At 64.0% G+C, this 12,761-nt stretch carries 8 protein-coding genes; 4 read left to right on the plus strand and 4 right to left on the minus strand.

Going from position 1 to position 12,761, the window contains the following annotated elements; genetic code table 11:
* Positions 1-136: 136 nt before the first annotated feature.
* Positions 137-1,297 carry an AAA family ATPase gene (locus M5C56_RS24975; RefSeq protein WP_103499042.1) on the minus strand — a complete coding sequence of 387 codons (1,161 nt, stop codon included), beginning with the start codon at positions 1,295-1,297 and terminating at the stop codon, positions 137-139.
* A 111-nt stretch (positions 1,298-1,408) separates the two neighbouring features.
* Here M5C56_RS24975 and M5C56_RS24980 point away from each other — a divergent pair, with 111 nt between their 5' ends.
* The 3 genes from M5C56_RS24980 to M5C56_RS24990 are packed head-to-tail and all read left to right on the plus strand — an operon-like array spanning position 1,409 to position 6,617.
* A complete protein-coding gene (locus tag M5C56_RS24980; protein WP_103499043.1) occupies positions 1,409-2,500 on the plus strand; it encodes an efflux RND transporter periplasmic adaptor subunit in 1,092 nt (363 codons plus the stop codon).
* Positions 2,497-3,567 (plus strand): efflux RND transporter periplasmic adaptor subunit, encoded by a 1,071-nt coding sequence (locus M5C56_RS24985; protein WP_103499044.1) that lies wholly within the window; start codon positions 2,497-2,499, stop codon positions 3,565-3,567. The genes M5C56_RS24980 and M5C56_RS24985 overlap by 4 nt, the downstream gene beginning before the upstream one ends.
* Entirely contained in the window at positions 3,564-6,617 is a 3,054-nt protein-coding gene (locus tag M5C56_RS24990) for an efflux RND transporter permease subunit (protein WP_103499045.1), read from the plus strand. The genes M5C56_RS24985 and M5C56_RS24990 overlap by 4 nt, the downstream gene beginning before the upstream one ends.
* Before the next feature lie 192 nt (positions 6,618-6,809).
* On the opposite strand, the gene mgrA is transcribed toward M5C56_RS24990, so the two are convergent.
* From mgrA to M5C56_RS25005, 3 genes are read right to left on the minus strand one after another with little or no spacing between them, the layout of a single operon-like run.
* Positions 6,810-7,847, minus strand: a complete 1,038-nt coding sequence (mgrA, locus tag M5C56_RS24995) for an L-glyceraldehyde 3-phosphate reductase (protein ID WP_103499046.1) — start codon at positions 7,845-7,847, stop codon at positions 6,810-6,812.
* Between the two features lie 38 nt (positions 7,848-7,885).
* Entirely contained in the window at positions 7,886-9,214 is a 1,329-nt protein-coding gene (locus M5C56_RS25000; RefSeq protein WP_103499047.1) for an LLM class flavin-dependent oxidoreductase, read from the minus strand.
* A gap of 45 nt (positions 9,215-9,259) precedes the next feature.
* Positions 9,260-11,509 carry a TonB-dependent receptor gene (locus M5C56_RS25005; RefSeq protein WP_103499048.1) on the minus strand — a complete coding sequence of 750 codons (2,250 nt, stop codon included), beginning with the start codon at positions 11,507-11,509 and terminating at the stop codon, positions 9,260-9,262.
* Between the two features lie 207 nt (positions 11,510-11,716).
* Here M5C56_RS25005 and M5C56_RS25010 point away from each other — a divergent pair, with 207 nt between their 5' ends.
* The gene (locus tag M5C56_RS25010; RefSeq protein WP_103499049.1) at positions 11,717-12,760 is read left to right on the plus strand and encodes a LacI family DNA-binding transcriptional regulator; all 1,044 of its coding nucleotides are present in this window, start codon (positions 11,717-11,719) and stop codon (positions 12,758-12,760) included.
* Position 12,761: the final 1 nt, after the last annotated feature.

Raw genomic sequence — 12,761 nt, forward strand, 5'->3', positions numbered from 1 at the left:
GGGCTGGCCATTGAGCGGGCCATGTTCGTCCGTGCTTGGAGCGCCCATTGGGTAAAAAGATCCGTATTGCGGTGCAAAGGAAAGTAGCCGCCCGCTGACTATCCGGCAAATCCGTCGGGCGGGTTTTAACCCAGGGTCAGTCCGGCCAGTTCCAGGCCGGCTCATCGAGCCTGTCCTGGCCGACAACCCCGGTCTGTCCGAGGATTTTTTCCAGGACGATGGCGTTGCACGCCGGGTCCTGCTGCAACGCCGCTATCAGGCGGCTGGCATGGGAGACCACCCACACCTGACAGTGCTCCGAAGCCTGTACGATCAGGCGCGCCAAGGCCGGCAGCAGGTCCGGGTGCAGGCTGGTTTCCGGTTCGTTCAGCACCATCAGGGTCGGTGGCCGGGGCGTCAGCAACGCCGCCACCAGCAGCAGATAACGCAAGGTCCCGTCCGACAGCTCGGCAGCCGACAGCGGTCGCAGCAACCCTTCCTGATAGAACTCGATGGCAAAGCGCGCACCCTGCAACGGCGCGATCTCCAGTCGTGAGCCAGGAAAGGCATCGCTGATGGCCGCGTGCAGGGCTTCGGCGTCGCCGACTTCGATAATGGTCCGCAACGCCGCCGCCAGGTCGCGACCGTCGTGATGCAGCACCGGCGTGCGTGTACCCAACTGGGGCTGGCGTACAGGCGCGTCGGCATCGCTGCGAAAGTGATCGTAAAAACGCCAGCCGCGAATGCTCTCACGCAGTAACAGTACTTCCGGCGAACCGCGCAGATTGCCGACCTGATCGAACAGGCTGTCGAAGCTTGGCGTATGTTGCGCCAGCACCTCCCAGCCACGCCCTTCGCGGGCCTTGACCATGGGCCCGGAACGTCCCACCAGCAGGCTGGCCGGGCGATACAGGGCACCGGCCCAGATGCATTCGCGCTTGATCTCCGGGTCCAGGGAAAAATACGAACTGCTCGGCTCCGGCAAGCCGAGGGAAATGGCGTAGCTGAAGTCCTCACCGGCAAACCCCAGGCGCAGGCGCTTCGCCCCCTTGCGGACCTGGCCTTCAACGGCCACTTCACCGTTGCGCATGCGCCGGCTGATGGTCTCCGGCCCCGCCCAGAAGGTCGAATCCAGCCCGCCTTCACGCGCCAGTGCGTTGACCACCCCGCCCTGGGCGGTTTCCGCCAGCAGGCGCAGGGCGCGATAGAGGTTGGATTTGCCGCTGCCATTGGGCCCGGTGATCAGGTTCAGTCGACCCAGCGGCACCACCAGTTGGTTGATCGAGCGGTAGTTGGCGACCGCCAGGGTCTTGAGCATGAAAAGCGTCCTGCGGGGTGAGTTGAGTTGTTGGTGTGCAGTGAGGGAACCCTGTTCTACGCTAACAGTCGTAACCGCACTGGCGAAACTGTATTACGCAAAGGAGCGTGCATGAAGGGGCATCGAACACAGTGGATGGTCGCCCTCGGCCTGGCAGCGCTCTTGAGTGGATGCGGTCATGACAAACCGCCGCAGCCCGAGCGGCCGCGGGTCTTCGTCGAGCAGGTGCAACGCAAGGATTTCGGCGCCGCCGTGACCCTGACCGGCGATGTCCAGGCCCGGGTCCAGACCGACCTGTCGTTCCGTGTCGGTGGCAAGATCATCCAGCGCTCTGTCGACGTCGGCGCGCGGATCTCCGCCAAACAGGTGCTCGCCAAGCTCGACCCCAAGGACCTGCAAACCCATGTCGACACCGCCCAGGCCGAGGTCAATGCCCAGCAGGCGCGGGTGCAACAGACCAGCGCGGCTTTCGTCCGCCAGCAGAAGCTCCTGCCCAAGGGGTATACCAGTCGCAGCGAATACGACTCGGCCCAGGCCGCCTTGCTGAGCAGCAAGAGCGCGCTCACGGCGGCCCAGGCACAGTTGGCCAATGCCCGTGAACAGCTGAGTTACACCTCGCTGATCGCCGAGGCGCCCGGGGTGATCACCGCCCGCCAGGCCGAGGTCGGGCAGGTGGTGCAGGCGACCATGCCGATCTTCAGCCTGGCCCGTGACGGCGCGCGCGACGCGGTGTTCAACGTCTACGAGTCGCTGCTGGTGGAGCCGCCCGGCGACCAGAGCATTACCGTGACCCTGCTCGACAACCCGGCTATCCAGGCCACCGGCAAGGTCCGTGAAGTGACCCCGGCGGTCTCGGCCCAGAGCGGTACCGTGCAGGTCAAGGTCGCCCTCGGCGCGCTGCCGGCCGGCATGGACCTGGGCTCGGTGGTCAGCGCCACCGTCACCGCTCCCGGCAAAGCCAGTATCGAGCTGCCCTGGTCGGCCCTGACCAAGGACATCAGCGAGCCGGCCGTGTGGCTGGTGGACGATAGTGGGAAGGTCAGCCTGCACCGGGTCAAGGTCGGACGCTACCTGACCGGCCACGTGATCATCAGCGACGGCCTCCAGGGCGGTGAAAAGGTGGTGATCGCCGGTGGGCAGTTGCTCCATCCGGACATGCTGGTGGAGATCGCCGCGCAACCGGCCAAGGGAGCCCAGCCATGAAGCGCCTGTCGCTGGTGTTGCTGAGTGGTGCCTTGCTGGGCGCCTGCTCGAAACAGGAGCCTGCCCCCGAACCGGTACGCCCGGTGCTGTTCGTCGAGGTCACGCCGGCCCTGGAACAGAGCCTCGGGCGTTTCGCCGGGAGCATCCAGGCACGTTATGAAAGCACCCTGGGTTTTCGCGTCTCGGGACGCATTGCCCGGCGTTATGTGGATGTCGGCAGCGAGGTGGCGCAGGGCGCCTTGCTCGCCAGCCTCGATCCCACCGATCAACAGAACCAGTTGCGCGCCGCCGAAGGCGATCTGGCGCGGGTCCAGGCGCAGTGGATCAACGCCCAGGCCAATGCCCGACGCCAGCAGGAGCTGTTCGACCGTGGCGTCGGCGCCCAGGCGCAACTGGACGTTGCCCAGACTGACCTGAAAACCACCGGAGCTTCCCTGGAGCAGGCCAAGGCCTCGGTCAGCCAGGCCCGCGACCAGCTCGGCTACAGCGAACTGCACAGCGACCACGCGGCGGTGGTCACCGCCTGGAAAGCCGAGGCCGGCCAGGTGGTCAGCGCCGGCCAGCAGGTGGTGACCCTGGCGCGTCCCGATATCAAGGAAGCGGTCATCGATCTGCCGGCCGCCTTGGCTGATCAGCTGAGCGAGGGCGTCGAGTTCCTTGTCGCCAGCCAACTTGATCCTTCCGTCAACACCACCGCCCGACTGCGAGAAATCGAGCCCCAGGCCGACAGCGCCACCCGCACCCAACGTGCCCGGCTGACCCTGGCCGAGACCCCGGCGGCATTTCGCCTGGGCAGCTCCATCAGCGTCACCCTCAGCTCGGCCATTGCGCCACGGACCCGCCTGCCCCTTTCGGCCCTGCTGGAAAGCGAGGGCCAGACCCGGGTCTGGATCATCGACCCGCAGAGCCAGACAGTCGCATTGCGTGAGGTCCGGGTGCTCAGTCGCGATGCCGACGGCGTGCTGCTGGCTTCCGGCGTCAAACCCGGCGAACGGGTGGTGAGTGCCGGAGTGAACAGCCTGAAACCGGGGCAGAAAGTCAAAGTCGCTGAGGAAAAAGCCCAATGAAAGGGTCCTTCAACCTGTCCGAGTGGGCCCTCAAACACCAGTCGTTCGTCTGGTACCTGATGTTCGTCGCGCTGTTGATGGGGGTGTTTTCCTACATAAACCTGGGGCGCGAGGAAGATCCGTCCTTCACCATCAAGACCATGATCATCCAGACCAAATGGCCCGGCGCCACGGTGGATGACACCCTGGAACAGGTCACCGACCGCATCGAGAAAAAACTCGAAGAACTCGACTCCCTGGACTATGTGAAGAGTTACACCCGGCCGGGCGAGTCGACGGTGTTCGTGTTTCTGCGTGACACCACCAGCGGCAAGGACATCCCGGAGATCTGGTACCAGGTACGCAAGAAGATCGACGATATCCGCGGTGACTTCCCCCAGGGTATCCAGGGACCGGGGTTCAACGACGAGTTCGGCGATGTATTCGGTTCGGTCTACGCCTTTACCAGCGACGGCCTGAGCATGCGTCAACTGCGCGACTACGTGGAACAGGTGCGGGCGCAGATTCGCGATGTGCCGGGCCTGGGCAAGATCCAGATGATCGGCGCGCAGGACGAAGTCCTCTACCTGAACTTCTCCACCCGCAAGCTGGCCGCCCTGGGCATCGACCAGCGCCAGGTGGTGCAGAGCCTGCAATCGCAGAACGCGGTGACCCCGGCCGGGGTGATCGAGGCCGGGCCGGAGCGGATCTCGGTGCGGGCTTCCGGGCAATACGCCTCGGAGAAAGACCTGGAGGCGGTCAACCTCAAGCTCAATGACCGTTTCTACCGTCTGGCCGATATCGCCGAGATCAGCCGCGGTTATGTCGACCCGCCGACCCCGCTGTTTCGCTACAACGGCCAGGCCGCCATCGGCCTGGCCATCGCCATGAAGAAGGGCGGCAATATCCAGGACTTCGGCAAGAGCCTGCATGCGCGCATGGACAGCCTGACCGCCGAACTGCCGGTGGGCGTCGGCGTGCACAAGGTCTCTGACCAGGCCGAGGTGGTGGAGAAGGCCGTCGGCGGTTTCACCAGCGCCTTGTTCGAAGCGGTGATCATCGTGCTGGTGGTGAGCTTTATCGCCCTCGGCATGCGTGCCGGGCTGGTGGTGGCCTGCTCGATCCCGCTGGTGCTGGCGATGGTCTTCGTATTTATGGAATACAGCGGCATCACCATGCAGCGGATCTCCCTCGGCGCCTTGATCATCGCCCTCGGCCTGCTGGTGGACGATGCGATGATCACCGTGGAGATGATGGTTACGCGGCTGGAGAAGGGCGACAGCAAGGAACAGGCGGCGACGTTCGCCTACACCTCGACGGCCTTTCCGATGCTGACCGGTACCCTGGTGACCGTGGCGGGCTTCGTGCCCATCGGCCTCAATGCCAGTTCCGCCGGGGAATACACCTTCACCCTGTTCGCGGTGATTGCCGTGGCGATGCTGGTGTCGTGGGTGGTCGCGGTGCTGTTCGCGCCGGTGATCGCCGTGCATATCCTCAGTGAGAACGTGAAGGTCCATGGTGGCGAACCGGGACGTGTTGCCCGGGTGTTCAACGCCGGTTTGCTCTGGTCGATGCGCAATCGCTGGTGGGCCATCGGCCTGACGGTGCTGGTGTTTGCCTTGTCGGTGTTCTGCATGCGTTTTGTGCAGAACCAGTTCTTTCCGTCCTCGGACCGCCCGGAAGTCCTCGTTGACCTCAACCTGCCGCAAAACGCCTCGATCAACGAAACGCGCAAGGCGGTGGACCGGCTTGAGGCGAGCCTCAAGGACGACCCGGATATCCTGCGCTGGAGCAGCTATATCGGCGAGGGCGCGGTCCGTTTCTACTTGCCCCTCGATCAGCAATTGCAGAACCCCTACTACGCGCAGTTGATCATCGTCAGCAAAGGCCTGGAGCAGCGCGCCGCGTTGATCGAGCGGCTGAACAAGCGCCTGCGGGAGGATTTCGTCGGCATCGGCAGCTTTGTCCAGACCCTGGAAATGGGCCCGCCGGTGGGGCGGCCGTTGCAGTACCGGGTCAGTGGCAAGGACATCGACCAGGTGCGCAAGCATGCTATCGAGCTGGCAACCATCCTCGACAAGAACCCCAATGTCGGCGAAACCATCTACGACTGGAACGAGCCGGGCAAGGTGCTGCGCATCGATATCGCCCAGGACAAGGCGCGGCAGTTCGGTTTGTCATCCGAGGATGTGGCGAGGCTGATGAACAGCATTGTCAGCGGTTCGCCGGTGACCCAGGTCAAGGACGATATCTACCTGATCAACGTGGTCGGGCGGGCGGTGGACAGTGAGCGGGGCACGCCGGAAACCTTGCAGAACCTGCAGATCGTCACGCCCAACGGGGTGTCGATTCCGTTGCTGGCGTTCGCCACGGTGCGTTATGAACTGGAGCAGCCGCTGGTCTGGCGCCGTGATCGCTTGCCGACCATCACCCTCAAGGCCGGGGTGCGTGGCAACTTGCAGCCGACCGATCTGGTCAAGCAGTTGAAGCCCGATATCGACCAGTTCGCCGCCGGCTTGCCACCGGGTTACAAGGTGGTCACCGGCGGTACGGTGGAGGAGAGCGGCAAGGCCCAGGGGCCGATTGCCAAGGTGGTACCACTGATGCTGTTCCTGATGGCGACCTTCCTGATGATCCAGCTGCACAGTGTGCAGAAGATGTTCCTGGTGGCCAGTGTCGCACCGCTGGGCCTGATCGGCGTGGTCCTGGCGCTGGTGCCGACGGGCACGCCGATGGGCTTTGTGGCGATCCTCGGGATCCTCGCGCTGATCGGCATCATCATCCGCAACTCGGTGATCCTGGTGACCCAGATCAACGAGTACGAGAGCAATGGTTATGCGCCGTGGGATGCGGTGGTGGAGGCGACGGAGCATCGACGTCGACCGATTTTGCTGACGGCGGCGGCGGCGAGCCTGGGGATGATCCCGATTGCCCGGGAAGTATTCTGGGGCCCGATGGCCTACGCGATGATCGGTGGGATCGTGGTGGCGACGGTGCTGACGCTGATGTTCCTGCCGGCGCTGTATGTGGCGTGGTACAGGATTCGGGAGCCGGAGCAGGAGGTCCGGTAGAAACGTTTTTTCGGGTATGTCCCGATATCCCTGTAGGAGCCGGCTTGCTGGCGATAAGGCCAGTGAGCCTTGCATCGCCTGACCGGACGCCATCGCCAGCAAGCCGGCTCCCACAGGTTTTGCGCCGTACTCAAGATTTGAGTACGACTCGAACATTGTGGGAGCGGAGCTTGCCCGCGAAGGGGCCAGTGATCACTCCGCCGTCGACGGCTTCTCCCACAAATTGATCCCGCCTTCCTGGGCAAAGCGATCGATCTCCGCCAGTTCTTCCTGGGTGAAACTCAGGTTCTTCAGCGCACCGACGTTCTCGATGATCTGCTCCGGCCGGCTGGCGCCGATCAGGGCCGAGGTCACCCGTGGATCGCGCAAGGTCCAGGCCAAGGCCAATTGCGCCAGGCTCTGGCCACGACGCTGGGCGATCTCGTTCAACGCCCGCACGTGGGCGATATTCGCCTCGGACAAGTGCGAGGCCTGCAACGAACCACCGCCCGGACGGTTGACCCGCGCATCCTTCGGCACGCCATTGAGGTATTTATCGGTCAGCAGACCTTGCGCCAATGGGGTAAAAGCAATCACCCCTGTACCCAGCTCGTCGACGGTGTCCAGCAGGTCCTTTTCCACCCAGCGATTGAGCAGGTTATAGGCCGGTTGGTGAATCAGCAGCGGGACTTTCCATTCTTTCAGCAGCGCGGCGATCTCGCGGGTTTTCACCCCGGAATACGACGAGATGCCGATATACAGCGCCTTGCCCTGCTGCACGGCGGTAGCCAGTGCGCTGGCGGTTTCTTCCAGCGGGGTGTCCGGGTCGAAGCGGTGCGAATAGAAGATATCCACATAGTCCAGGCCCAGGCGTTGCAGGCTCTGGTCGAGGCTGGCGAGTACGTATTTGCGCGAGCCGCCACCCTGGCCGTAAGGGCCGGGCCACATGTCCCAGCCGGCTTTGCTGGAGATGATCAGCTCGTCGCGGTACTGCTTGAAGTCTTCGCGCAGCAGGCGGCCGAAGTTGATCTCGGCGCTGCCGTAGGGCGGGCCGTAGTTGTTCGCCAGGTCGAAGTGGTTGATGCCCAGGTCGAAGGCGGTGCGCAACAGGGCGCGCTGGGTGTCGATCGGCGTGCTGTCGCCGAAGTTGTGCCACAGTCCCAGGGACAGCGCCGGCAGCACCAGCCCGCTGCGTCCGACGCGGCGGTAGGGAATGGAGTCGTAGCGGTTTTTGGCAGCTTGGTAAGTCATCGAATCCTCTCTCGTTTGGCAGTCAATACAAGTTGTCGCTATAAAAATCGGTTGGCCGGCCGCGCCAGCCCCAGGTGCTCGCGCAGCGTCTTGCCTTGGTACTCTGTTCTGAACAGCCCGCGGCGTTGCAGTTCCGGAACGACGCCAGCGGCAAAGTCTTCCAGCCCGCCCGGCAGATGCGGCACCAGCACGTTGAAGCCGTCCGCCGCCCCGTGTTCGAACCAGGCCTGCAGCTCGTCGGCAATCTGCGTCGGCGTGCCGATCAGGCTGTAGTGCCCACGTCCGCCAGCGATGCGCCGTCCCAGTTGCGCCAGCGTCAGGTTTTCCGCGCCGGCCAGTTCGGTCAACAGTTGCTGACGGCTTTGCTGGCCGCTGTCGGTCAACGGCAGCTCCGGCAGTGGCCCGTCCAGCGGGTATCCAGACAGATCGAAGTTGCCCAGCATACGCCCAAGTAGCGCGACGCCAACTTCGGGTTCGACCCATTGCTGAAACGATTCATATTTTTCCTGGGCCTCGGCCTCGCTCTGGCCGACCACGACAAAGACCCCCGGCATGATTTTCAGTGAGTCGGTCGAACGTCCGAACTTTGCCAGGCGGCCTTTGAGATCGGCATAAAACGCCTGGGCCTTGCTCAACGACGTCTGCGCGGTGAACACCACTTCGGCGGTTTGCGCCGCCAGATCACGGCCGAGCTCCGAGGCGCCGGCCTGGACGATCACCGGCTGGCCCTGGGGCGAGCGGGCGACGTTCAGCGGGCCCTTGACCTTGAAGTGTTCGCCGCTGTGATTCAACACATGCAACCGGGCCGGGTCGTAGTACTGGCCGCTGGATTTGTCGCGGGTAAAGGCGTCGTCTTCCCAGCTGTCCCACAGCCCTGTGACCACCTGGTGAAATTCCCGCGCCCGGCTGTAGCGTTCGGCGTGGCCGATATGTTCGGCGCGCCCGAAGTTCAGGGCCTCGGCGGCGTTGTCCGAGGTCACCAGGTTCCAGCCGGCGCGCCCGCCGGACAGATGATCCAGCGAAGCGAACTTGCGGGCCACATGGTACGGCTCGTTGTAGCTGGTGGTGGCGGTGGCGATCAGGCCTATGTGATCGGTCACCGCGCTTAACGCCGACAGCAAGGTCAGCGGTTCGAAGTGTTCCGAGCGGGCCATGCGGCTGGCGATTTCAGCGCTGGGCGCGGCGACGCTGTCAGCGACGAACAGGGCATCGAATTTCGCTGCCTCGGCGACGCGGGCCAGGTGTTTGTAGTGGGCGAAATCCAGCCCGGCATTGGCCGGCACATCCGGGTGGCGCCAGGCTGCGACGTGGTGCCCGGTGGCCATCAGGAAGGCGCCGAGTTTCAGCTGGCGCGGGGTGTGGGTCATGACAGAGTCCTTGGCGATCTATTGAGGGTTGGTGCACGCAACGGCTCAAAAATCCTTGCGCAACTGGATGCCGAAGTAGCGCTGGTCATCCCGTGGCACGGCGCGGTAGATGTAGTTGCCGCCGCTGGCCAGCAAGGGTGAATAGGATTTGTCGGCGAGGTTTTTCCCCAGCAGAGCGACCCGCCAGCCCTGGCTGTAATCGGCCAGGGCAATGCTCGCGTTCCAGATCCCATAGGCGCCTTGCACGGTGTCGGGGTTCTGGCTGATGTCGTACTGCACCTGGCTCTGCCAACTGAAGTCGGTACCCAGTTCGACATCCAGGCCGTTGTCCAGGGGGATGCTGTAGTCGGCGCGCACGTAGCTCTTCCAGTCCGGGCTGAACGGCAGCGGCTTGCCGTTGACGTTGCAGCTGGCCGCCGCCCCCGGCGGGCAGGAGAATTCGTCGATCCGCGCCTTGGTGTAGGCCAGTGCACCGGAGAACTTGAGGTTACGGGTGGCCTGCAAGGCGTAATCGGCTTCCACGCCTTCGGTGCTGACGCTGCCGGCGTTGATCAGGCGCGTCACCACTTGCCCGGCGACGGTGTCGAAGAAGTTCGCCTGGTAGTTGCTGTAGTCGCTGTGGAACACCGCCAGGTTGGTGGTCAGGCGATTGTTCCAGCTGGTGGCCTTGATCCCGGCTTCCCAGGTGTTGGAGGTTTCCGGTTTCAGCGCGTCGGTGTCCCGTGGCTGCATATTGAAGAACACGTTGTAGGCCGGGCCTTTGTAGCCGCGCGAATAGGTCAGGTAGGTGGTCACCGCATCGCTCAGGTCGTACTGCACGCCGAGACGCCCGGACCAACCGTCTTCGGCCACCGAACCGCTGCTGCTGGTGGCGGGCTGGATGCCGCTGACGGTGGTGGCGGAGGTGGAGACCCGACGATGGTCGTAGGACAGGTCGTCGTGGGTCCAGCGCAGGCCGGCGATGCCGCGAAATGCCGAAGTGAAGTTGAGGGTAGTTTCGCCGAACGCCGAGTAGCTGTCGCTGGTGGTGCCGTAGTGGGCGACGCCGCGATTGACGCTGCCGGGCGCGGTCAGGGTGCGTTGATAGGTTTCTTCGTCCTTGCCATGCAGGTAGAACAGGCCGCCGACGTATTCCAGGAATTGGCCCTTGGGCGAGGCCAGGCGCAGTTCCTGGGAGTACTGGTTGAAGTCCAGCGCGCCCTGGTCGGCGATGCCGGGGAAGGCGGCCGTGATGGTGCTCAGGCGATCGGCGTCCTGGTTCTGGTGGTTGCTCCAGCCGCGCCAGGCGGTGATCGAGGTCAGGGTGTAGTCGCCCAGGTTCCAGTCCAGCTGGCCGGACAGGCCCTTGTTGATATCGTCGACCTCGGTGCGGGTATCGGTGTTGATATCGCGGTTGTCGCTGGAGGCCCGGACCGGGTTCAACGCATTGGCGAAGGCCGGGGTCAGGGACTTGCTGACCACGCCGTTGGGCGCGTTGTCGTGGGACTCCATGTAGTCGGCGGCGAAGGTGAATTTCACGTCCTCGTTGGGGGTGAACTCCAGCTTGCCGCGTACGCCCTTGTGGTTGTAGCCGTTGACTTCCTGGCCGTTGGCCTTGTTCTCGACGTTGCCGTCATAGCTGCCGAACAGGGTGGTCAGCGAGCCTTTCAGGGTCTCGGGGATCAGGCTGCCGCCGATGCCGAAACGGGTGCGGCTTTCGTTGCCGCTGTAGTACGACTGGTCGATATAGCCGTGGGTCTCGGCGGTCGGGGCCTTGGTGACGATGTTCAGCACGCCGGCCGAGGCATTCTTGCCGAACAGCGTGCCTTGCGGGCCGCGCAGCACTTCGATGCGGTCGAGGTCGAGCAGGTCGAGGGTGGCTTGGCCTGGACGGCTGTAGACCACGCCGTCGATCACTGTGGCCACGGTGGGCTCGACCCCCGGCGAGGTGGAAATGGTGCCCACGCCACGGATGAACAGCGAGGTGTCCTTGTTCGAGGCGCCGGTGCGGAAGTTCAGCGTCGGCACTTGCTGGACGATGCTGGCGACGCCGTTGCGACTGTCGCGCTCCAGCTGTTCGCCCTCAACCACCGAGACCGCCACCGGGACTTTCTGCAACGATTCCTCGCGCCGCGTGGCGGTGACGGTGACGGGCTTCAGTGTCGGCTCCTGGTCGCTGCCGGTGTCGGCGGCAAACACCGCGGATGACGGCAGGGCGGCGAGCCCGGCGAGCAGCCAGCCCAGGTGTGGACGACGTGGTGTGGTGGCGCGAATCGACTGCGCCAGTGTGCGTTGAACCCCAAGTGTGTTGTGCATGTGTTGCCCGCTCGAAAAATGGCCCTGAACTGCTGTCGCTCTGCGTCGACGGCGCCTGAAATTTGTCTTGGGGCATTCGCTCGAGCGAGTAGCAGACAAAGCACTTTGTTAGCGCTAACATCGCCAGTATCGGAAAGGTCGACATAGACCGTCCAATACTGAAAAATTACTTTTATATTCCTTTTGGTTTTTTAGACGGGCCGCACTTTGACTGCTGAAAAATCGCCAGGCCGCAAACGTCGGGGCGCCGGACGCGTCACCCTGAGCACGGTGGCCCAGGAGGCCGGGGTCTCGGCGATCACCGTGTCGCGGTATTTCAACAACCCGGAGCAGGTCTCGCCCGAGCGTCGTGAGCGGATCGCGGCGGTGGTCGCGGCCCTCGGTTATGTACCGAATCTGGTGGCCGGCGGCCTGGCCTCGGCGCGGGGGCGGATCGTGGCGATGGTGATCCCGAATATCTCCGGGCCGATTTTCGCCAATACCATTCAGGGTTTCAGCGACACCCTCAGTCGGCATGGCTATCAGTTGCTGCTGGCGTCGAGCTACTTCTCGGCGGAGCAGGAGGAGAGTGCGGTCCGCGCCTTTCTCGGCTGGTCACCGGCGGCCCTGGTGCTGACCAGTCATTTCCATAGTGCGGGCACGGAAAAAATGCTCGCCGAGGCGGATATCCCGGTGATCGAGACCTGGGATTACCAGCCGCAGCGCGAACCGATGCAGATCGGTTTTTCCCACCATGAGGTCGGCGTGACCGCTGCGCGTTACCTGCATGGCAAGGGTTATCGACGGATCGCCTTTGTGCAGAACAGCGCCCCGGGGGACTTCAGCGCCCTGGAGCGTCGAGACGGTTATGCAGCGACCGTTCGGGAGCTGGGGCTGGAGCCCTGGGTGTTTGCCCCGGATGCTGACCTCGCACCGTTCGAGGCCGGCAAGCAGGCGATGCAGGCGCTGATGAGTGGCGCGTCGAAACCGGATGCGATCATCTTCGCCAATGACAACCTGGCCGCCGGTGGCCTGCTGGCCGGGCAGCGGGCGGGGTTGAAGATCCCCGAGGACTGCGCGGTACTGGGCTTCGGCGACTATCCGTTTGCCGAAATGCTCCTGCCGAGCCTGAGCACCATCAAACCGCCGGCCCCGGAGATTGGCGTGCTGGCGGCGACCCGAGTGTTGGAGAGCCTCGGGGTGTTGCCGGTGGACGAGGTGCAACGCTTGAACCTGCTGACCTGCCAGTTGATCGAGCGGGAAAGTGCCTGAC

The sequence above is a fragment of the Pseudomonas sp. MWU13-2862 genome, assembly GCF_023242495.1.
GTDB lineage: Bacteria > Pseudomonadota > Gammaproteobacteria > Pseudomonadales > Pseudomonadaceae > Aquipseudomonas > Aquipseudomonas gingeri_D.